This is a genomic window from Hyunsoonleella jejuensis (assembly GCF_900111025.1).
Taxonomy (GTDB): Bacteria; Bacteroidota; Bacteroidia; order Flavobacteriales; family Flavobacteriaceae; genus Jejuia; species Jejuia jejuensis.
Map to the genome: position 1 here is coordinate 1 of NZ_FOFN01000004.1, position 22,250 is coordinate 22,250.

The window sequence follows — 22,250 nt, forward strand, 5'->3', positions numbered from 1 at the left end:
ACTGCAACTGTAACAACCAACAGTACCGGACTTAGCGATCTTTGTGGCGCTACTGGTACCGAAACGGTAACCTTTACGCTTACTGATGAATGTGGGAACGCTATTTCTGCTGATGCTACCTTCACGATTGAAGATACTACTGATCCTGTTATTGACAATACCAATACTGCAGATATAGATATAGAATGTGGTTTAGGTGATACTGAAAAACGATTAAACGCTTGGTTAAATAGTAATGCTGGCGCAACGGCAACGGACAATTGTAGTAGTGTAACATGGACAAATGACTATGGTAACGACGATAATATAAAATGTATAAAAGGTGTTACAGTGACTTTTACAGCAACTGATGAATGCGGCAACCAATCCTCAACTACAGCCACCTATTTTATTAAAGATACAGTTGCTCCATCAATTGATACACCAGCAGTTAACGAAACTGTGGAATGTGATGGTTCAGGTAACATCACCGATCTTAATAATTGGTTAACTTCAAATGGAGGTGCTGTAGCAACAGATAGATGTTCTGTTGTAACATGGACAAATGACTTTACAGGATTATCCGATCTTTGTGGAGCTACAGGTGCCGTAACGGTAACGTTTACAGCTACTGATGCTTGTAGTAATTCTAGCTCAACAACGGCTACCTTTACTATTGAAGATACTACCGATCCTACTTGGGATGTTATTCCTACGGATATGACGGTAGAATGTGATGGTACTGCTGATCCAAATGGCGCTTTCGCTGCGTGGTTGGCTTCATTCTCAGGCTCTGATACATGTGGTACTGCAACTGTAACAACCAACAGTACCGGACTTAGCGACCTTTGTGGCGCTACTGGTACCGAAACGGTAACCTTTACGCTTACTGATGAATGTGGTAATTCTATTTCAACAGATGCGACGTTCACTATTGAAGATACTACCGATCCTACTTGGGATGTAACACCTTCAGATCTTACTGTAGAATGTGATGGTACTGCTGATCCAAATGGCGCTTTCGCTGCGTGGTTGGCTTCATTCTCAGGTTCTGATACATGTGGTACTGCAACTGTAACAACCAACAGTACCGGACTTAGCGATCTTTGTGGCGCTACTGGTACCGAAACGGTAACCTTTACGCTTACTGATGAATGTGGTAATTCTATTTCAACAGATGCGACCTTTACCATTGAAGATACTACCGATCCTACTTGGGATGTTATTCCTACGGATATGACAGTAGAATGTGATGGTACTGCTGATCCAAATGGCGCTTTCGCTGCATGGTTGGCTTCATTCTCTGGTTCTGACACGTGTGGTACTGCAACTGTAACAACTAACAGTACCGGACTTAGCGATCTTTGTGGCGCTACAGGTACCGAAACGGTAACCTTTACGCTTACTGATGAATGTGGTAACGCTATTTCTGCTGATGCTACTTTCACGATTGAAGATACTACTGATCCTGTGTGGGTTAATGCGCCTTCAGACCTTACTGTAGAATGTGACGGTAGTACAGATGCTAATGGAGCATTTACAACATGGTTAAATTCATTTACAGGAACCGATACTTGTGGTACGGCTACTGTTACTAATAATAGCAATACACTTAGTGATTTATGTGGGGCTAATGGATCAGAAACTGTTACATTTAGCTTAACTGACGAATGTGGAAATACCATAAGTGCTGATGCAACCTTTACAATACAAGACACCACTAATCCAACTTGGACAAACGAACCAATGGATGTAACAGTAGAGTGTGATGGCACCCCAGACCCTAATGGCGCTTTTGCGAACTGGCTAATGTCCTTCTCAGGAATAGATGCTTGTAGTATTGCGACTGTTACCCATAATAGCGTTGGATTATCAGATTTATGTGGTACAACAGGTTCTGAAACAGTAACATTTACACTTACTGATGATTGTGGTAACTTTATAACTAAAGATGCAACCTTTACTATTGAAGATACTACCAACCCTACTTGGGATGTGACACCGTCAGATCTTACTGTAGAATGTGATGGTACTGCTGATCCAAATGGCGCTTTTGCTACATGGTTGGCTTCATTCTCTGGCTCTGATGCATGTGGTACTGCAACTGTAACAACCAATAGTACCGGACTTAGTGATCTTTGTGGTGCTACAGGTGCTGAAACGGTAACCTTTACGCTTACTGATGAATGTGGTAACGCTATTTCAACAGATGCTACATTTACCATTGAAGATACTACCGATCCTACTTGGGATGTTGTTCCTATGGATATGACAGTAGAATGTGATGGTACTGCTGATCCAAATGGCGCTTTTGCTGCGTGGTTGGCTTCATTCTCTGGCTCTGATGCATGTGGTACTGCAACTGTAACAACCAATAGTACCGGACTTAGTGATCTTTGTGGTGCTACAGGTGCTGAAACGGTAACCTTTACGCTTACTGATGAATGTGGTAACGCTATTTCAACAGATGCTACATTTACCATTGAAGATACTACCAATCCTACCTGGGATGTTGTTCCTATGGATATGACAGTAGAATGTGATGGTACTGCTGATCCAAATGGCGCTTTCGCTGCGTGGTTGGCTTCATTCTCTGGTTCTGACACGTGTGGAACTGCAACTGTAACAACCAACAGTACCGGACTTAGCGACCTTTGTGGGGCTACAGGTACCGAAACGGTAACCTTTACGCTTGCGGACGAATGTGGAAATTCTATCTCTACTGATGCGACGTTCACTATTGAAGATACAACTCCTCCAGTATTTGTTGAAAGATTACCCGACGATATAACGGTAGAGTGTGATGCAATTCCAGATCCAGAAAGTCTTACAGCATCTGACACCTGTGGATCTGCTACAGTGTCTTCTGAAGACGTAATTACACCTGGAGCTTGTGATGGTACATATACTATTGAACGTACTTACACGGCAACTGACGAATGTGGTTTAACGGTATCTTATACTCAAACCATTAATGTTCAAGACACTACTGCTCCTACTCCAGTAGAGACGCTAGAAGAGAATTTAACTGTTAGCTGTACTGATATTCCAGATGTTCCAACTATTCAATTTGAAGACAATTGTTCAACGGATATAACTGTAGTTTTCAATGAAGTAAATGGATTTGATGATACCGTTTTCAACGATTATCAAATAGTAAGAACATGGACAGTAAGAGATGCTTGTAATAATGAAGAGACTTATACGCAAACATTAAATGTAATGTTAGATGAAATTATTACTCAAGTAAACGGTCCAGACAGATGTTATGATGACGGTATTATTGACTTAAATGAATTCCTTACTTCAGAAAACAAAGAAGGAACCTGGGAATTAATTGAAGGCAATACTGAGGCTGAGTTGAATGGTAATTTATTTAACCCTACTACCCTTACACTATCTGAAGACTTTAAACCTGGCAGTGAATCTATAAACTACATTTTTAAATACACAGGGTTAGATGCTGGTTGTATTAATATTACTGAAGTTAATATGGCAATAAATGCAAATTGTGTCGTACTGCCTTGTGGTAACTCAGATGTTGTTATATCTAAAGCGCTAACGCCTAATGGTGACGGCTTTAATGATAGCTTTGACATTATGGGAATTGACCTATGTGGATTTACAGCCAACGTAAAAATATTTAACCGTTGGGGAGCTTTAATCTATGAATCGAGCAATTACACCTTGGGTGAAGGCCAAGGATCATGGCAAGGAGATTCTCATAAATCTTCTATAGGATCTGCAGGTACTGTACCTAACGGAACATACTATTACATTATTAATTTAGAAAATAGTGGATTAGCACCTTTCACTGGCCCTATCTACATCGGAACCAAATAAAACGTAACCTATGAAACCTATTAAACATTATATAATTGCTTTTGCGTTATTTAGTTGTACTGTTGGAATTGCACAGCAATTACCTCAATTTACTCAGTACATGTATAACACAATTTCTATAAATCCAGCTTACGCCGGTAGTAGAGAAGCCTTAAGCATCGTTGGATTACACAGAAGCCAATGGGTTGGTTTTGATGGTGGACCAATAACACAAACACTTTCTATTCATACACCTTTACGAAATGATAGAATAGGTTTGGGATTATCTTTTATTGAAGATGATCTGGGTCCTGAAAATTTCACCTATTTATATGGAGATTTCTCGTATACAATTCCTACTGGGGCCACTGGTAAATTAGCTTTTGGTCTTAAGGCCGGTTTTACAAGCTACAGTCTAGACCCTGATTTTAGAAACTCACAGAGTTTTGACCCCTCAATTAGAGGTGTTCAAGACAGATGGACCCCAAATATTGGACTTGGTTTGTTCTATCATACAAATAGATTCTATTTAGGTGCTTCCGCCCCTAGAATTTTAAACACTGATAGAAATACGGATGACGGATTTGAAGCTTTAGAAAGATTGAGTTATTATGTAATTGCTGGTGCAGTTTTCGACATAAGTGAAACTATTAAATTTAAGCCTTCAACATTAATGAAGGCTACCAATGGCGCTCCTTTATCGTTTGATTTTACGGGCAACTTTCTTTTCAATGAAAAGTTTTGGCTAGGTGCTTCATACAGATTAAATCAAGATACTGGTGCATTTGGAGGTTTTGCAGATATCCAATTATCACGCCAATTACGCGTGGGATACTCGTATGAAAAACCTATCTCGGATATCAGAGCATACACCAGCGGTACGCATGAGGTATTGCTTATATATGAATTCAAATTCTTAAGTTCTAAACTAAAATCACCAAGATATTTCTAAAAACTGCAAGTATTCATTATGAAATTAAAGACTTACATATTAGTTTGTATTACATTAGTAATGGCATCTGCAGCGTTTGCACAACCAGGTAAACAAAAAAGAGCCGATACTTTATTCAATAAGTTTTCTTTTGTTAAGGCTGCCGAAGTTTACAAGGATCTGATAAAAAATAATTATAATAAAGATTACGCAACAAGGCAGTTAGCTGATTGCTATGCATATCTAAGAAACCCTTCTGCTGCTGCTAGATATTATAAGCGCGTTGTAGAACAAGACAATGTACCTATTGAGTATTACTATAGTTACGCTCAAGCCTTGAGAGGTATTAAAAAGTACGAAGAGTCTAGAGAATGGATGCAACGATTTAAAGACTCTGGAGGTGTAACAAATACAAATGATTTTGAGAAAGATCAAATGTTTATGGCACATGTGTTTAGTTCTAAGAAACAGTACTTTTTAAAACGCACAAGAATAAATTCAAAATACAGTGATTTTGGTGCTATAGAACATGACGGCAAAGTATATTTTGCTTCATCAAGAGATGAAGGTGTATCTGTAAAACGTTTATATGGCTGGAATGAACAACCGTTCTTAGATGTTTATGTCACCGAAAAAGGCGGCAAAAGAAGTGTAGATCATACCCAAAAACTAAAGGGTGATGTTAACTCAATTTATCATGATGGTCCGGTTGTAATTACCAAAGATGGTAAAACTATGTATTTTTCTAGAAATGCCGCTAACAAATATGGTAAGGAGAACGATAAAAAAGGTATTAGCAACATCAATATTTATAAAGCTACATTTGTAGATAGTCTTTGGACCAATGTTGAAAAACTACCTATTAGCAGCGCAGAGTATTCAACGCAACATCCGGCTTTAAACAAGGATAATTCCAAACTTTATTTTTCCTCGGACATGCCAGGTGGTTATGGAGGATCAGATATTTATTATGTAGATATTAATCCTGACGGGACATATGGTGAACCTGTAAATGTTGGTGATGTTGTAAACACGAAAGACTCTGAAGGCACACCTTTTATTAATAATGAAGGAATATTGTTTTTCTCTTCTGACGGACATTTGGGCTTGGGCTTATTGGATATCTTTGGAACAGTTACCGATGAGACTGGTACAATTACTGATGTAGTTAACCTAGGCGTTCCCGTAAATTCTGAAAAAGATGATTTTTCATTCACTATGAATGAAGATGGTCTAACCGGTTACTTCTCTTCAAACAGACGAGGTGGACGAGGTGATGATGATATTTACGAGTATTACCGCAAACCTTTATTGAATGTTCAAGGTCAGGTAGTTGATGCTATTAATACTAAACCTATTCCAAATTCTGAAATAAACCTTTTTGACGCAGATGGCAATAAAATAGCATATATGGTTACTGATAAAGACGGTTACTATAATATCAATATAGATAGAAATAAAGACTATAAAATTGTAGCGAGCTTAGATAAATACATTGACGATTACAGAGTATTCACTTCAAAAAATATTTCTAGCATTGAGTCCATAATTGTGGCAAACTTGATTTTGAATCCAGTTCAAAACGTAGAAGTATTAGCAGACTTGTCACTAAATACCATTTACTTTGATTTTGATAAGCATAACATTCGAGAAGATGCTAAAAAAGAACTAGACAAAATAATCAACTTATTAAACAATGAATATCCAGAAATGATAATCAGGATAGAATCGCATACTGATTCTAGAGGTTCATTAAGCTATAACGACAGATTATCTATAGATCGTGCAAACGCTACTTACGACTATTTGATTTCTAATGGCGTAGACCCTAGTCGTATAACAGAGCACAAAGGTTTTGGTGAAAGACGACTTACAAATGGTTGTGAAGATGGTGCAAAATGTGAGGATGAAGAACACCAACTTAACCGTAGAACACAATTTATAGTTGTACAAATGGAATAGGCATCACGACACTACTGGTGCTATAGTACTTTGAAAAATTTGTTTTATTTAAAGCAAGACCCCATGAAACCAAAAAACTACTTTTTAATCTGCTTAACCTATTTACTATCCGTTGCTGCCTTTGGGCAACAAGGGTTGCAGAAAAGGGCCGACAGCCTTTTTAATAAATTTGCTTTTGTAGATGCCGCACAAGCCTACAAGAAATTAATAGAAAAAGATTATAATGCCGATTATGCGACAAGGCAACTGGGTGATTGTTATGCATACATGCGCAATCCTAAACAGGCTATCGTATATTATAAAAATGCTGTTGCACAAGAAAATGTACCTACTGAGTATTATTACAAATACGCACAAGCCTTAAGAGGTATTGAAGATTATAAAGCATCAAGAATATGGTTGAAAAAATTTAAGGAGGCCGGTGGCGTAATTGATAAAAATAAAATTACAAGAGACCCAGACTTTATAACTGCCGTATTTAATGCAAGGCATCAATACTTTCTTAAAGATGTAAAAATCAATTCTGACTTAAGTGATTTTGGAGCATTTGAGCAAGATGGTAAAATTTATTTTACGTCGTCTGCAGATAAAGGAGTTTTAACAAAACACTTATATGCATGGAATGAACAACCGTTTCTAGATGTTTATGTTACTGAAAAAAATGCCGACACCATTGTACATAGTAAATCAAAATTAAAAGGTGATGTAAATTCCCTGTATCATGATGGGCCGGTAACTATAACTAAAGATGGCAAAACCATGTACTTTTCTAGGAATAATTTTAATGATAAAAGGCTAGGAAAAGATAAAAATGGTATTAGTAATCTTAAAATTTACAAGGCGTCTCTGGTTGGTGATGAATGGACAAACATTGAAGAATTACCGTTTAATGATGATGATTACTCCGTTGGCCACCCTACTTTAAACAAGGACGAAACAAAACTGTACTTCGCTTCAGATATGCCTGGTGGCTTTGGAGGCTCGGACATATACTATGTAGATATTAATAAAAATAATGCCTATAGCACGCCCAAAAATGCTGGAAATATTATCAATACAAAACGAAATGAGCTATTCCCTTTTATTAATACTGAAGATGTTTTATTCTTTTCTTCTGATGGCCATTTAGGATTAGGACTCCTTGATATTTTTGCCACAGTTTACGATGAAAATAATATATTAACTGATGTAGTAAACCTAGGCGTTCCTATGAACTCCAGTAAAGATGATTTTTCATTCTTTATGAATAATGATGGTATAACTGGATATATGGCTTCAAATAGAGATGGAGGTATGGGAGATGACGACATATACGCGTTTAACCGAATTCCACGTTTAAAATTAGAAGGTACCGTTATAGATTCTATCGGAAATTCTCCAGTTGAAAATGCAATAGTTACATTATCAGATATTGATGGTGAAAAAATAGCATATGTTGAAACTGATGAAAATGGAGAATATAGCATTAACCTAGACAGAGATGCAGATTTTTTAGTAAATGTTACTAAAACGGATTACCCAGAGTATAAAGCCTCGGTATCTACAAAAGGACTGGATAACACGATAAAAACAATAACAGCTAATTTTGAAATTAGCCCAATACAAAAACAAGTTAAAGATATTGGAGAAGAAAAAGAAAAAGAAAAAGAACCAGAGGTGATAATAGAAGATATTGAACCCATATATTTTGACTTTGATAGTGCTAAAATTAGAGATGAGGATTCTGACGAACTAGCTAGAATAGTTGATTTAATGATGAATAAATATCCTGAAATGACAATTAAAATTGAATCACATACTGATTCTAGGGGGCCTGCAGCTTACAATCATACCTTGTCGACTAGAAGAGCTAATGCCACATATAATTATTTGGTAAAAGAAGGTGTAAACCCATCTAGAATTATTGAATATAAAGGCTATGGTGAAGAAAGACTAACTAATGGCTGTGACGGCACAATACGCTGTACAGAAGCGCAACATCGCCTTAACAGACGCACTAATTTTATAGTGATTAAAGTGAAATAATTTAAAGAAAACTTAGTTTAATAGTATTAAAAAAACCATCAATAGGTTATGCCTTATGATGGTTTTTGTTTTTTGTGATGCGACTTTAGCTCCAATTAATTACGATTAAAAGAAATATGGTAAATATTTAAAATCGTTTTGCAGTTTGATCAAGAGAAGCAGCTGTTATGCTTAATCTCGAAGTAGTAGACCAATAAGGTGTTATTTTTTTCAATCACATCCATAAATTATATTTTCAAACCATATTACAATTCGCATTATATCAATAAATTTTAACATAAAAAACCCTCCTATTCCTAGAAGGGCTTATACCTAAAGCTAAATTTAATAACAATTAAGTTATCAACATAACCTTACTAACTAATTCAAATTAAATATTAAAACATTCAATTATAGCTACCAATCAGTTATTATCAAAAGGCTACTCGTTTATTGTCTAAAAGACAAATTACTTCTTTATAAAAATATTGGTGAAGTACCATTTATCATCTGAATCTTTCTCAGCAGAAACTTCAAAATCGGTAAAATCACCTTCTATATTCTTTTTGTGGGATTCACTTCGCATCCATGCATCTACTACTGATTTTGCAGATGAAAATCCATAAGCAACATTCTCAGATACACTTTTAGCTCCAGCGTTACTTTTTAAATAATTACTTCTTGTAAAAAAGTTAGCATGAGATACTGTTTGCGTATCTACCATATAATCGGTGTGAGTAAATGCTGTAGTTTTAATTATGGTCATACTCTTTAAAGGATTCATTCCTTTAGACAACCTATGGTTATTAATGAGCTCCAGTATCTCTAATTCAATAGACTTTGGCGTTGGAGCTTCTATATTTTCTATCAAAGCGTCGGCTTTGTCGTCTAAAGATTCAGGAGAACAAGAAAATGAAAGTACGGTAATAATTACCAAAAAAGACAATTTGGTTAGTAACTTCATGGTTAGGTAAATTTAGATTTGGGACTATAAATCTACTTTCAAAACCATGCTATTTAAGTTAAGGAAATGTTAAAATCGACTAAAAACATGTATTTCATCGAATAATAGTGTTTTTAATCGACGAAACACATGTTAAAGGTAAGTAAATATGTATTTAATCGTATTAATTATGGAGATAATCGATGAATCAACCAACTATAGTCTTCTTGTAATTTATACCTGATTCTATCATGTAACCTATTTGGTCTCCCCTGCCAAAATTCTAATTCAACTGGTTTTACTATATAACCACCCCAATAATCTGGTCTTTCCACGTCTTTACCTTCATATTCAGCTTCTAAAGCCTTTAGTTTTTGTTCTAGAAAATCTCTATTGGGAATTATTTCACTTTGGTTAGAAACTAGCGCACCTAATTGGCTCCCTTTAGGTCTAGATTCAAAATAGCCATCACTTAAATTCGGTACAATTTTTTCAGCCTTTCCTTTCACTATAACTTGTCTTTCGGCACCATGCCAAAAAAAGGATAAACATACGTTTGGGTTTTGTGCTATTGCCTTTCCTTTTTCACTATTATAATTAGTATAAAAAATAAAGCCTTCGTACGTGAATTTTTTAAGCAACACTATCCTATTTTTTGGATAACCATCTAATCCAATTGTAGAAATGGTCATGGCATTATTCTCATCTTCAGAAAAAAACTTATCCACTTCAAAAAACCATTTTTGAAACAGTTCTAGTGGGTTTTCGGGAGCTTCCTTTAATAGCAGTTCTCCTTTGTTATAAGATTTTCTATAATTGCTTAAATCGTTTTCCATATAACGAAATTAATGAAAAATTAGTCTTTATATATAATAAATAGTTTTTCTAGAACTATTAATAAAAATTAAAGACCTTTCCGTCTTCAGCGAGCTCAACCTCTTTAAAAACGGTTTTTGCCTCTTTTCGAAAAGCTTCTAGATCTGGATACCGAGAAGAATAATGTCCAAGAATTAATGTGCCCACATTTGCAAGTTTGGCTATACTTGCAGCTTCTTTAGCTGTAGAATGTTTTGTTTTTGGTGCTAGATGCGCATGAGCATCTAAAAACGTAGATTCATGATACAAGACATCTACATTTTTTATAAGCGGTGCAATATCCTTTTTATATGCGGTATCGCTACAAAAGGCATAACTTTTTGGCCTTTCTGGAGGAAATGTTACCGTTTCATTATTTATTAAAATACCATCCTCATTTTTTATATCAAACCCCTGTTTTAATTTTCTGTAATAAGCAACATCTATATTTGCTTCTTCCGCAGCATCTATGTTAAGTTTTCTATCACCTGTTTTTTCCTTAAACATATACCCATTGGTATATATGCGATGATCCAACGGAATTGTATGCACTTCAACATCATCATCTTCAAAAATTAATTCAGACTCTGTTGATGTAAGTTCATGAAAGTAAAGCTTATAATTTGTCCACGAATCGGCTAATTTCATTTGAAGCGTTACTACTTCCTTAATGCCTTTTGGTCCATAAATATGCAAATCGGCCTCACGGGTAAGTAATCGAAATGTTGATATAAGACCGACTAAGCCGAAAAAATGGTCGCCATGGAGGTGGGAAATAAAGATATGCTTAATGCGGCTAAATTTTACCTTATGTCGTCGTAGTTGAACCTGTGTGCCTTCTCCACAATCTATCAAGAACATGTGGTTGCCAATTTCTAGTATTTGCGAAGTAGTATTACCTAAAGTCCTTGGAGTAGCGCTAAAACACCCTAAAATGGTCAATTTCATGTATAATGTTGTAGTTTAATTTTGAGCAGATGAATGTATTGAATTGAGTGAAATTTAATAACGAACGAACTGATTTAAAATCTACTTCCATTAAAACCCTAAATCACGTTCCATTTCTTCCATCTCAATAATATCAAAAGCTTCTTGCTGGGTAGGCACTACTACTAGTGCTTCTGGAATTTCATCTAAATTTACTTTATCAGAAACTATAATAAAAGAATGTTTATCCTTTCTGTGAATATTAGAAAGTTGAAGAAATTCCACTACTTCATCAGCACTAATTTTTTCCAAAGAAGTTAAAACAACCATGAGGTTGTCACCTTTAAACTTAGGATAAAGCACCTGTATTTTTTTTACAAGCTCAATAACCGTAAATTTTTCTTGGGTTATAATTGTAGTGTTTCCACTTTTATCAATAATCATAAATTACTGTTTTATTTTCGAAGCTAATAAATAAATTACAGCCATTCTAATTGCCACACCATTTTGTACTTGGTCTAAAATAATGGCTTGTTTAGAATCGGCCACATCACTGGTTATTTCTACACCGCGATTTATAGGTCCTGGGTGCATTATGGTTATTTCTTTATTTAATGAATTCAGTAAATCTTTATTCACACCAAACTGTTGCGTATATTCTCTGGTAGATGGAAAATAACTAATATCCATTCGCTCATTTTGCACACGTAGCATATTAGCTACATCACACCAATTCAATGCTTTAATTAGGTTGTTTTCAACCTTTACTCCAAGCTTGTCTATATACTTTGGAATTAAGGTTTTTGGTCCACAAACCATCACTTGAGCACCTTGTAATTGAAGCGCAAAAATATTGGAAAGCGCTACTCTACTGTGCAGAATATCTCCAACAATTACTACTTTTTTACCTTTTACTTCACCTAGTTTTTCTCTGATAGAGTAGGAATCCAACAGTGCTTGTGTAGGATGCTCGTGCGCCCCATCGCCTGCATTTACAATACTTGCATTTACATGCTTTGATAGAAATACTCCTGCTCCTGGGTTTGGGTGGCGCATTACTACCATATCAACTTTCATTGAAAGGATATTATTTACGGTATCTATTAAGGTTTCTCCTTTTTTAACGGAGGATTGACCTGATGAAAAATTAATTACATCGGCAGAGAGACGCTTTTCTGCTAATTCAAACGAAAGCTTTGTTCTTGTAGAGTTTTCAAAAAATAAATTGGCAATGGTAATATCTCTTAGAGAAGGTACTTTTTTAATAGGCCTGTTAATCACCTCTTTAAAATGGTCGGCAGTTTCAAAAATAAGTTGAATATCCTTCTTATTAAGATATTTAATTCCCAGTAAGTGATTTACACTTAATTCGCTCATTATTTTTTATTTATCAATTAAATAAACTGAGTCTTCCTTATCATGCTCCTTCCAGTTTACTTTTACCTTTTCGGTATTTATTACATCTACCTGTCTCCCTCTATAATCTGGCTGAATTGGTAAATGCCTACTAAAACGTCTATCAATTAACGTCAGTAATTCTATCTCGTTTGGTCTTCCAAAAGATTGTACCGCTGTTAGGGCAGCCCTTATGCTCCTACCGGTATAAAGTACATCATCAATAAATACAATATTTTTATCCTCAACCAAAAAATCAATTTTAGTAGTATTGGCTTCTAAGGGTTTATCGCTTCTTCTAAAATCATCACGATAAAACGTAATATCTAAATAGCCAAGTTTTATATTTTCAACATTATACTCTTCTTTGAGAATCTTTGCGATTCTATTTGCTAAAAAAACCCCGCGAGGTTGTAAGCCTATAAGTACTGTATTAGAAAAATCGTTGTGTTTTTCGATAAGTTGACAAGCCAATCGATGAAGAATGATGTTTACCTCTTTTGCGTTAAGTAAAACTTTTTGACTCATATATTACCCAAACGTATCTGGAATACAAATGTAATGCAAAAAATTAAAATGCATTGTTTTAAATTCATTTTATAAAGTTTAATAGTTAAACCTTATTTTATACTAATTTTGTAATAATTCAAAATGAAGCACAATACAAGTGGACGAATATATAGATGTTGCTACAAAAGACGGCAAATTAACCGGTGAAAAAGAATTAAAGTCAATAATTCATAAACAAGGACTATACCACCATACTGCGCATATATGGCTCTACACAAAGAACAAGGAAATTCTTTTGGCGCAGCGGTCCTCCAAAAAAGCCATTTGCCCTTTACTTTGGGATGTTTCTGTTGCAGGACATATTGACGCAGGCGAAACACCCAAACAAGCTGCAATAAGAGAAACCCAGGAGGAAATTGGTTTAAAGCTGATAGAAAAGGATTTAAAACTGATTGGAGTTTTTAAATGTTTCCAAACATACCCAAATGGTTTAATAGATAACGAATTTCATAATACATATATCGCGGAACTTAAAACGCCTTTAACTAAGTTAAGCTTACAGGAAAGCGAAGTGGAATCGGTTAAGCTCGTAACTTTTACCGCGTTTAAAAATCTCATAAAAAATATTGGTAAAAACAATCATTTTGTACCTTCAAACAAAGCGTATTATCAAACTGTTTTTAAAAAAATAAAAAGTGAGGCACTATAGCGTTTTACGCTAGTTTAAAAGCTAAATCTTGCGTATCTTTACAGAAAGAAAGATACATTATGAGTAGCCATTTAAAAGTGAAAGTAGATGATCGTTTTGATTTCGATATTTGCAAAAACGACATCTCTAATTTAGATATCACTCAAGTTTCAAACTCAAAATATCACCTACTACAAAACAACAAATCTTTCCACACCAAAGTAGTAGCCTCTAATTTTACAACAAAAGAATATGAAGTATCTGTAAACAATACGGTTTACAAAGTTTCTATCTCTAATGATTTAGATATTCTTGTAAAAGATATGGGCTTCACTTTAGGATCAAAAAAGGCTATTTCTTCAATAATAGCTCCAATGCCCGGGCTAATTCTAGACATTAGTGTTGTGGTTGGTCAAGAAGTAAAGGAAAATGATCCATTACTTATTCTTGAAGCCATGAAAATGGAAAACAGCATTACCTCTCCTATCGACGGTATCATAAAGGCCGTACATTCTAACAAGGGAGATGCCGTGGAAAAAAACCAATTGATAATAGAATTTGAGTAGATATGAAAAAAATTCTTGTAGCCAATAGGGGTGAAATTGCCATAAGGGTAATGACAACCGCTAAAAAAATGGGTATAAAAACTGTTGCCGTATTTTCTACGGTTGACAGAAATGCACCCCATGTAAAATTTGCCGATAAAGCTGTATGCATTGGTGAAGCACCTTCAAATCAATCTTATTTAAAAGGTGATAAAATTATTGAAGTTGCCAAACAACTAAATGTTGATGGCATTCATCCTGGATATGGTTTTTTAAGCGAGAATGCGGATTTCGCTGAACTTTGCGAAAAAAACGACATTGTTTTTATTGGTCCTCGTTCTAAGGCTATAAAAATTATGGGAAGCAAACTGGCCGCAAAAGAAGCCGTTAAAACCTATAATATACCAATGGTTCCAGGTATAGACGAAGCTATTACAGATGTTGAAAAGGCAAAAAGTATAGCAAAACAAATAGGTTTTCCTATTTTGATAAAAGCATCTGCAGGCGGTGGCGGTAAAGGCATGCGTATTGTTGAGAAAGAAAAAGATTTAGAATCTCAAATGAAACGCGCTATAAGCGAAGCAACCTCAGCCTTTGGTGATGGCTCTGTTTTTATTGAAAAGTATGTGAGTTCACCACGGCATATAGAAATTCAAGTAATGGCAGATAGCCACGGTAAAATACTTCATTTTTTTGAGCGAGAATGCAGCATTCAACGTCGCCATCAAAAGGTAGTTGAAGAAGCGCCATCATCCGTATTAACACCAGAGTTAAGAGAGGAAATGGGGCAAGCGGCGATAAAAGTTGCGAAATCGTGCGATTATTTAGGAGCCGGTACCGTAGAGTTTCTATTAGATGCAGACCATAATTTCTATTTCTTAGAAATGAACACACGCTTACAGGTGGAACATCCCGTATCAGAAATTATATCAGGAGTTGACCTGGTTGAACTTCAAATTAAAGTAGCTCGAGGCGAAAAATTAGATATAGCGCAAGAGGATTTAAAAATAAATGGACATGCACTTGAGTTGCGAGTTTATGCTGAAGATCCTTTAAACGACTTTTTACCTAGTGTTGGCCATCTAGACGTGTATCGACTTCCATCAGGGCAAGGCATAAGAGTTGATAATGGGTATGAAGAAGATATGGATATTCCTATTTACTACGACCCTATGCTATCAAAACTAATCACCTATGGTAAAACACGTGAAGAAGCTATTATGCTTATGAAACAAGCTATTACAAATTACAAAGTTGAAGGTGTAGAAACTACATTACCTTTTGGTAAGTACGTTTGTGAACACGAGGCCTTTACATCTGGAAACTTCGATACGCATTTTGTAAAAAAATATTATTCACCAGAAGTATTACAGAAGAACACAGAAGCCGAAGCTAAAATTGCGGCATTAGTAGCCGTAAATCAATATCTAGAAGACCAAAAAACACTTCGCCTACCCGTCAATTAATTATTATGGATTCAAAACAAGAAAAAATAAATAAGCTCAAAGAGCGTATTGCACTTTCTAAATTAGGAGGTGGTCAAAAACGTATTGATAAGCAACATAAGAACAAAAAATTAACGGCCAGAGAACGTATTGACTATTTATTAGACGAAGGTTCTTTTGAGGAAATTGGAGCTTTAGTTACCCATAGGAGTACTGATTTTGGTATGGAAAACCAAATAATATATGGTGATGGCGTTGTTACTGGATATGGCACTATCCATGGAAGGCTTGTATATGTTTACGCCCAAGATTTCACGGTATTTGGTGGTTCTTTATCAGAAACGCATGCCGAAAAAATATGTAAGGTTATGGATATGGCCGTTAAAGTTGGCGTGCCTATTATTGGACTTAACGATTCTGGCGGCGCAAGAATTCAGGAAGGAGTTCGCTCACTTGGTGGATATGCCGATATTTTCTTTAGAAATGTACAAGCCTCGGGTGTGATTCCTCAAATCTCTGCCGTTATGGGGCCTTGTGCTGGTGGTGCAGTATATTCACCCGCTATGACAGATTTTATAATTATGGTTGAGCAAACCAGCTATATGTTTGTTACAGGACCCAATGTTGTAAAGACAGTAACTAACGAAGAGGTTACTAGCGAAGAACTTGGTGGCGCTCAAACACATGCAACAAAGTCGGGTGTGGCTCATAAAACATCTGCCAATGATGTGGAGTGTTTAGAGGACATCAAAAAACTGATACAATATATACCTCAAAACAATACTGAAACACCAAAATTATTAGATTACACTCTTAAAGATGAAGTTAGAGACGTACTGTCTAATATAGTTCCAGACAACCCTAACAAGCCTTATGATATGCATGAGGTTATTTCTGGAATAATTGATACAGATTCTTTTTATGAGATTCACAAAGAGTACGCCGAAAATATTATTGTAGGGTTTGCAAGATTAGGCGGTAGAAGTGTTGGCATAGTTGCTAATCAACCTATGGCATTTGCTGGCGTATTAGGTGTTCGTAGCTCCAAAAAAGCTGCACGTTTTGTGCGTTTTTGCGATTGCTTTAATATCCCACTTTTAGTACTTGTTGATGTTCCTGGTTTTTTACCGGGCACAGACCAAGAGTGGAATGGTATAATTGTTCATGGAGCAAAACTTTTATACGCACTTAGTGAAGCAACTGTGCCTAGAGTAACCGTAATTACCAGAAAAGCATATGGAGGTGCGTACGACGTAATGAACTCTAAGCATATAGGTGCAGATTTCAATTTTGCATGGCCTGGAGCAGAAATTGCGGTAATGGGCGCTAAGGGTGCAAGTGAAATTATCTTTAGACGAGAAATAATGGCTGCCGAAAACCCTGAGGAGAAACTAGCTGAAAAGGAAGCAGAATATGCAGCCAAATTTGCCAATCCGTATCGTGCGGCCAAACGGGGTTTTATTGATGAAGTAATACTTCCTAAAAATACACGCAGAAAATTACTCAAAGCCTTTGCTAGCTTAGAAAACAAAGACGTAAATCTCCCTAAGAGGAAACATGGTAACATACCACTTTAAATACAGAAAAGGAGCCTTTAAAAAAGCTCCTTTTTTCAGTTGTAATCAACAAACTTTTCTTTGATGAAAAGTTTAAACATGCGTAATAGCTTTACTTTTTTTAATTAAAACGATTAATAGCCAACCAACCTTGGTATATTAAATGGTGTTTTAACTAACCCTAATAGAAAACAGCAAAGAACTACTACTATTTAAATTGATAATAGCATTACGCAAATATCAAAAAATCAAAGCAATTCATCATATTTTATAACTACGCATTAAGTACGCAAACTAAAAAATACGGTATTTAATGAGATAGTATTGTATTGTGAAGCGCGTCTTTAAATGTTTTCTCCAAATGTTCTACAAGCGTGAAGTTGCTTTTATCAAAATCTATTTTTTTTGATATTCTGTATCGTCTACTTTCTACAGCTCTAACAGAAGTATTTAAAAATATCGAGATTTCCTTATTGGTAAACCCTATCAGTATATAATAACAAATAATAATTTCTGATTTATTCAATTGCGGATAAAGCACATCGATTTTTTTAAAAAAATCAATATTTAAATCATTTATTAATTCTAAATGGCTTTCACTCTTATCTAAGATAGTTGACGAATTAATATGCAAGGTTGTATATAATTCCTTAATTTTAAGCTTCTGTTTTTCCAAACACTTTTCAGAAGATATTTCCTTTACTTCCTTTTTCAAGTTTTTAATGTATGCCTCTAAACCATGTACTTTTACTGCAAGTTGTTCATTATTCGTCTTTATATAGTTTAGATCTTTCGCTTCACATTTTGCCGTTTTAAGCTTCATTTTATGCTTTCTGTAAAAAAACACATAAACTAAACTTAATAGCATGACTAAACCTAACAGCAAAAATAAAAACTTCTGCATTGATGATTTTTCTTTTTTTTGATTAACTATCTCTAATTCAGATTCTAAAAGAACGTTATTTATATCATAACTTGCATTAATATTGTTGTGAAAAAGTTCATCTTGAAATACCGCTAAAGAATCTATAAACTTTTTAGAAGCTTCAATATTATTAAGTTGTTTATGGGAATCAGCAGAAAGCTTATAATAGTCTTTAAGAGCATCTACTGCCATAAACTTAGTGTGTTGTGATGCATTCTTTAAATAATGAAATGTTGAGTCTAGTTGTTTTTGATCAAAATGAAATTCAGCAAAAAACAAATACATAGAGGCCATAAAAGATCTATGGTTATAAGGCAATATTGTTTTATTTTGTTTAAGCCTTTTTAGCTCATTAAAATATCTATAAGCATTTTTTAGGTTATTAAGCTGTAAGTAATTTGATGCCAACATATAATTCGCAAACATGTAATAATAACCTTCTTCATCTTTAATACTTCGGTAGTGGCTTAAATTATTCAGTATAATTGTGTTGCTTTCCTTAAATTTACCATCGAGAGACTTGTAATAAGAAAGCATTTCATCTATTTGTAGAATTGCATATTTATCTTCGCATTTTATTAAGTATTCTCTAGCCTGATCTAAATATTTTGTATCGTTAGAATCATCTGCAACTACAAACTTATCGGTATGCAAATCTAGACTCGCTTGTCCCGCAATACAATAATTTTCTTCCTCAATAGCATATCGTAAAGCCAAAATATTTGATTGATAGAATTTTGCTTGCCGATTGTACTCATCATGTATAAGGGCTTTTATAGAATAATACTCGGCAACCCTACCTGCGATATGTTGATGTATTGGTTTTGGAATACTGTCTAAAAACTTTTTGGTTTTCCTTGTGTCGATATCAACATAAGTATCGGCAGAGTCTAAAAAACGGAAATAATCTTCTGTACTCTGCTGACCACTACAAGACAAGTTATAGAGAGAGAAAGCCAAAAATACCGCTATTGTTTTGAGAGAAAAAAAACTATTATAAAGTGCCAAACTTAAAGGCTATTGTTAATATGCTAATAAACAAAAATAACAAAATCTTGACAAAGCAATATTAATCATAAAACTAAATGATAACCACTTACAGATTAAATAGAATAGATATAGCAGTATTTGTAGTATTATATCCGTTATTAGGTTCTTTCATCTCAAAATTAGATTTATACTGAAGTAAAAATTTACACTAGTACTGAGTTAATCAAATTTAATAATAATGATATTATATTATAAAATGATAAACTATAATTAAAACTTGGAAAATGCTATATGTTTGCAACGTGAAAAAGGAGAAGCATTTTAAGTTTGAGTTTATAGCATTAATGGCATCTTTAATGTCTATTGTGGCATTATCGATTGACGCACTGTTGCCGGCACTACCGGATATCGGGAATCATTTAGGGGTTGTTGACGCTAATGACAATCAACTACTTGTTACCATGATATTTCTTGGAATAGGTTTTGGTCAGTTGTTATTTGGGCCTTTGTCTGATAGTTTTGGCAGAAAACCAATCGTGTATATTGGCTTTTCATTATTTATAATAGCAAGTATTATTTGTGTTACTACCAAAAATTTTGAAATCATGGTTATAGGACGTATTCTTCAGGGGGTTGGGTTATCATCTCCTAGAAGTATAGCCTTATCTATGATTAGAGATATGTTCAGTGGTGATTATATGGCAAAAGTAATGTCTATTATCGTTATGTTCTTTATCCTTGTTCCTGTTGTGGCTCCAACTCTTGGCCAGTGGTTAATCATACTTTTCAATTGGCAATCGATATTTTATTTCAATTTAATATTTGGTGTACTTGTTATGATATGGTTTGGACTGAGGCAAAATGAAACATTGCCAAAAGAAAAGCGCATAAAATTTTCTTCCCATCTCTTTGTTGATGGCGTAAAAGAGTTTTTAAAATATAAGGATGCTGTAGCTTTTACTTTTGTTTCTGGTTTTATTACTGGCTCATTTATGGTATATTTAAGTACATCGCAGCAAATTTTTCAAGAACAATATGATTTAGCTGAAATGTTTCCTTACATTTTTGCAAGCCTAGCTATTTCAGTAGGATTTGCTACATATTTAAATAGCCGGCTTGTTGAAAGATACGGCATGTGGCGCATGGCATTTACCGCAGCCATCGCGTATTCCGTAGTGTCAATATTATATGTTATTTTATTTATTTCAGGTAATAACCCAAGCATTGTAGTTTTGTTAGGTTTTTTAGCGTTACAGTTTTTTGCTGTAGGTTTTTTATTTGGAAATCTTCGTGCCATTGCCATGGAACCTCTAGGTCATATCGCAGGTATAGGTGCTGCAATAAACGGTTTTGTAAGTACAGTTATGGCTGTTCCTATTGCTAATTATATTGGCAGTTTTGTTTCTAATTCAGTCTTACCTCTATTTATTGGTTTTTCAATATTTGGTATACTATCGGTATTTGTTTTTCTCATAATGAGAAAACGACCCGAGACAGTTACTGTTTAATCTATAAGTAGCGTTCTGTTATAACATCTATATGCCATAAATAATGGCCTAAATTAATAAAGGCTATGGCTCGAGCTGAAATTGGAAAACCACTAGCTTCTCCAATAAATTCTATGTCTTCTGGTGTTAACGTTTTTAATAGCACGGTAAAACTATCTCTTACAGATGTGAATTCTTCAAGTAATAATTCTATTGATTTTGAATTTGCATCAGAAGTCATTATAAAATCATCTTGATCAAATCCTGCCAATGGCGTAGCATCTCTTCTAGCAACACGAAAACACCGGTACATAAACACGCGCTCTGTATCAATTAAATGCTGAAAAACTTCTTTTACTGTCCATTTTCCGTCAGCATAAGCGAAATTATGTTTCTCTTCGGGTAAAGATGAAAAGAAATCAACAACTCCCTGTTTCCCTTTTTGAAAACCATCAAGTAAACCTAAATCATCAGATAGCTTATTTAAATAAACTTCATAATAGGTGTTATATTCTTGGGTTTTTATTTCATTTTTATACATAAACTGAAGTTTAAATTTCATCAAAGTAAAACAAATATAATAACTGATTAAAATTTGATGTTTTTGTTTTTAATCTTCCTGTATAATTTTATACTTTCACCAAATCTTTAATAAAATAAAATACAAATGAAAGTAATAGGTATTGGCAAAAATTATGTTAACGATTTATCAGAAATTGCGGCATTAAAAACTGGACATCAACTCATTTTTACAAAACCCGATAGCTCTATTGTTACTGAAAATAAAGATGTGCCATATCCAAATATTACAAATGAGATTGTTTATGAAGTTGAACTTGTTGCTAAAATTGGAAAAACGTGCAAAGATATATCTGAAGCCGAAGCTGCCTCTTATATAAGTGCATTAGCCATTGGCATTGACTATACAGCTACAGACGTACTAAAAGCTAATAGAGAACTAAAATGGCCATGGGCTTTGGCCAAAGGATTTGATGGTGCTTCACCTATCTCAGGCTTTAAACCTATCTCTGAATTTTCAGATTTGAATGACATCAACTTCGATCTAAAAATAAACGGAGAGCAAAAGCAAATAGGAAATACATCTATGATGATTTATAATTTCGCTGAAATTATTTCTTATGTTTCTAAGTTTATGACCTTAGAACCTGGTGATTTATTCTTTACGGGTACACCAGCTGCTGGAACGGGGCTAATTCATAAAGGTGACCATTTACAAGCTTCGATTGAGGGGGAATTGTTGTTAGATTTTAAAATGGTTTAAATCG

Annotated in this window: 18 protein-coding genes; 10 read left to right on the plus strand and 8 right to left on the minus strand. The window is 34.7% G+C overall.

Going from position 1 to position 22,250, the window contains the following annotated elements:
- The 4 genes from BMY39_RS12795 to BMY39_RS12810 form a co-directional block, all read left to right on the plus strand.
- On the plus strand, positions 1-3,822 hold a 3,822-nt coding region (locus BMY39_RS12795; RefSeq protein ID WP_092580303.1), incomplete at its 5' end, for an HYR-like domain-containing protein.
- A 10-nt stretch (positions 3,823-3,832) separates the two neighbouring features.
- On the plus strand, positions 3,833-4,753 hold the full coding sequence (locus BMY39_RS12800) for a PorP/SprF family type IX secretion system membrane protein (RefSeq protein ID WP_092580305.1): 921 nt from the start codon (positions 3,833-3,835) through the stop codon (positions 4,751-4,753).
- A gap of 18 nt (positions 4,754-4,771) precedes the next feature.
- Complete coding sequence (locus BMY39_RS12805) at positions 4,772-6,694, plus strand: OmpA family protein (protein ID WP_092580307.1); 1,923 nt, start codon at positions 4,772-4,774, stop codon at positions 6,692-6,694.
- Positions 6,695-6,757: 63 nt separating this feature from the next.
- On the plus strand, positions 6,758-8,719 hold the full coding sequence (locus BMY39_RS12810) for an OmpA family protein (protein WP_092580309.1): 1,962 nt from the start codon (positions 6,758-6,760) through the stop codon (positions 8,717-8,719).
- A gap of 448 nt (positions 8,720-9,167) precedes the next feature.
- On the opposite strand, the gene BMY39_RS12815 is transcribed toward BMY39_RS12810, so the two are convergent.
- The 6 genes from BMY39_RS12815 to pyrR all read right to left on the minus strand — a co-directional run bounded on the left by BMY39_RS12815 (position 9,168) and on the right by pyrR (position 13,346).
- Entirely contained in the window at positions 9,168-9,662 is a 495-nt protein-coding gene (locus tag BMY39_RS12815) for a CAP domain-containing protein (protein ID WP_092580311.1), read from the minus strand.
- A 167-nt stretch (positions 9,663-9,829) separates the two neighbouring features.
- The gene (gene pdxH / locus BMY39_RS12820) at positions 9,830-10,477 is read right to left on the minus strand and encodes a pyridoxamine 5'-phosphate oxidase (RefSeq protein ID WP_092580313.1); all 648 of its coding nucleotides are present in this window, start codon (positions 10,475-10,477) and stop codon (positions 9,830-9,832) included.
- Positions 10,478-10,535: 58 nt separating this feature from the next.
- Positions 10,536-11,444, minus strand: coding sequence for a ribonuclease Z (locus BMY39_RS12825; RefSeq protein ID WP_092580315.1), 909 nt, complete (start codon positions 11,442-11,444; stop codon positions 10,536-10,538).
- A gap of 90 nt (positions 11,445-11,534) precedes the next feature.
- Positions 11,535-11,867, minus strand: a complete 333-nt coding sequence (locus BMY39_RS12830; RefSeq protein WP_092580317.1) for a ribonuclease Z — start codon at positions 11,865-11,867, stop codon at positions 11,535-11,537.
- 3 nt (positions 11,868-11,870) lie between these two features.
- Positions 11,871-12,800: an aspartate carbamoyltransferase catalytic subunit gene (locus BMY39_RS12835; protein ID WP_092580319.1), complete on the minus strand. Its 930-nt coding sequence runs from the start codon at positions 12,798-12,800 to the stop codon at positions 11,871-11,873.
- Between the two features lie 6 nt (positions 12,801-12,806).
- A complete protein-coding gene (gene pyrR / locus BMY39_RS12840; protein WP_092580321.1) occupies positions 12,807-13,346 on the minus strand; it encodes a bifunctional pyr operon transcriptional regulator/uracil phosphoribosyltransferase PyrR in 540 nt (179 codons plus the stop codon).
- Positions 13,347-13,485: 139 nt separating this feature from the next.
- Here pyrR and BMY39_RS12845 point away from each other — a divergent pair, with 139 nt between their 5' ends.
- Genes BMY39_RS12845 through BMY39_RS12860 form a run of 4 tightly spaced genes read left to right on the plus strand, consistent with a single transcriptional unit; the run spans position 13,486 to position 17,583 of the window.
- Positions 13,486-14,037 (plus strand): NUDIX hydrolase, encoded by a 552-nt coding sequence (locus tag BMY39_RS12845; RefSeq protein WP_092580323.1) that lies wholly within the window; start codon positions 13,486-13,488, stop codon positions 14,035-14,037.
- A 59-nt stretch (positions 14,038-14,096) separates the two neighbouring features.
- Positions 14,097-14,582 (plus strand): acyl-CoA carboxylase biotin carboxyl carrier protein subunit, encoded by a 486-nt coding sequence (locus BMY39_RS12850; RefSeq protein WP_092580325.1) that lies wholly within the window; start codon positions 14,097-14,099, stop codon positions 14,580-14,582.
- A 2-nt stretch (positions 14,583-14,584) separates the two neighbouring features.
- Positions 14,585-16,027 carry an acetyl-CoA carboxylase biotin carboxylase subunit gene (gene accC, locus BMY39_RS12855; RefSeq protein WP_092580327.1) on the plus strand — a complete coding sequence of 481 codons (1,443 nt, stop codon included), beginning with the start codon at positions 14,585-14,587 and terminating at the stop codon, positions 16,025-16,027.
- A gap of 5 nt (positions 16,028-16,032) precedes the next feature.
- A complete protein-coding gene (locus BMY39_RS12860; RefSeq protein ID WP_092580330.1) occupies positions 16,033-17,583 on the plus strand; it encodes an acyl-CoA carboxylase subunit beta in 1,551 nt (516 codons plus the stop codon).
- Between the two features lie 289 nt (positions 17,584-17,872).
- On the opposite strand, the gene BMY39_RS12865 is transcribed toward BMY39_RS12860, so the two are convergent.
- A complete protein-coding gene (locus tag BMY39_RS12865; RefSeq protein ID WP_143064778.1) occupies positions 17,873-19,447 on the minus strand; it encodes a helix-turn-helix transcriptional regulator in 1,575 nt (524 codons plus the stop codon).
- Positions 19,448-19,761: 314 nt separating this feature from the next.
- On the opposite strand from BMY39_RS12865, the gene BMY39_RS12870 reads away from it, so the two are divergent.
- Positions 19,762-20,985 (plus strand): multidrug effflux MFS transporter, encoded by a 1,224-nt coding sequence (locus tag BMY39_RS12870; RefSeq protein ID WP_092580334.1) that lies wholly within the window; start codon positions 19,762-19,764, stop codon positions 20,983-20,985.
- Position 20,986: 1 nt separating this feature from the next.
- On the opposite strand, the gene BMY39_RS12875 is transcribed toward BMY39_RS12870, so the two are convergent.
- Entirely contained in the window at positions 20,987-21,526 is a 540-nt protein-coding gene (locus BMY39_RS12875; RefSeq protein WP_245738285.1) for a DinB family protein, read from the minus strand.
- A gap of 105 nt (positions 21,527-21,631) precedes the next feature.
- Between BMY39_RS12875 and BMY39_RS12880 the strand changes: the two genes are divergently transcribed.
- Positions 21,632-22,246: a fumarylacetoacetate hydrolase family protein gene (locus BMY39_RS12880; protein ID WP_092580336.1), complete on the plus strand. Its 615-nt coding sequence runs from the start codon at positions 21,632-21,634 to the stop codon at positions 22,244-22,246.
- Positions 22,247-22,250: the final 4 nt, after the last annotated feature.

Excerpts from the sequence above, each read along its gene's own strand:
- pyrR (WP_092580321.1), bottom strand. The coding sequence starts at position 13,346 with ATGAGTCAAAAAGTTTTACTTAACGCAAAAGAGGTAAACATCATTCTT.
- BMY39_RS12830 (WP_092580317.1), bottom strand. The coding sequence starts at position 11,867 with ATGATTATTGATAAAAGTGGAAACACTACAATTATAACCCAAGAAAAA.
- BMY39_RS12815 (WP_092580311.1), bottom strand. The coding sequence starts at position 9,662 with ATGAAGTTACTAACCAAATTGTCTTTTTTGGTAATTATTACCGTACTT.
- BMY39_RS12810 (WP_092580309.1), top strand. The coding sequence starts at position 6,758 with ATGAAACCAAAAAACTACTTTTTAATCTGCTTAACCTATTTACTATCC.
- BMY39_RS12850 (WP_092580325.1), top strand. The coding sequence starts at position 14,097 with ATGAGTAGCCATTTAAAAGTGAAAGTAGATGATCGTTTTGATTTCGAT.
- pdxH (WP_092580313.1), bottom strand. The coding sequence starts at position 10,477 with ATGGAAAACGATTTAAGCAATTATAGAAAATCTTATAACAAAGGAGAA.
- BMY39_RS12825 (WP_092580315.1), bottom strand. The coding sequence starts at position 11,444 with ATGAAATTGACCATTTTAGGGTGTTTTAGCGCTACTCCAAGGACTTTA.
- BMY39_RS12805 (WP_092580307.1), top strand. The coding sequence starts at position 4,772 with ATGAAATTAAAGACTTACATATTAGTTTGTATTACATTAGTAATGGCA.
- accC (WP_092580327.1), top strand. The coding sequence starts at position 14,585 with ATGAAAAAAATTCTTGTAGCCAATAGGGGTGAAATTGCCATAAGGGTA.
- BMY39_RS12835 (WP_092580319.1), bottom strand. The coding sequence starts at position 12,800 with ATGAGCGAATTAAGTGTAAATCACTTACTGGGAATTAAATATCTTAAT.
- BMY39_RS12870 (WP_092580334.1), top strand. The coding sequence starts at position 19,762 with ATGCTATATGTTTGCAACGTGAAAAAGGAGAAGCATTTTAAGTTTGAG.
- BMY39_RS12880 (WP_092580336.1), top strand. The coding sequence starts at position 21,632 with ATGAAAGTAATAGGTATTGGCAAAAATTATGTTAACGATTTATCAGAA.
- BMY39_RS12875 (WP_245738285.1), bottom strand. The coding sequence starts at position 21,526 with ATGAAATTTAAACTTCAGTTTATGTATAAAAATGAAATAAAAACCCAA.
- BMY39_RS12800 (WP_092580305.1), top strand. The coding sequence starts at position 3,833 with ATGAAACCTATTAAACATTATATAATTGCTTTTGCGTTATTTAGTTGT.
- BMY39_RS12860 (WP_092580330.1), top strand. The coding sequence starts at position 16,033 with ATGGATTCAAAACAAGAAAAAATAAATAAGCTCAAAGAGCGTATTGCA.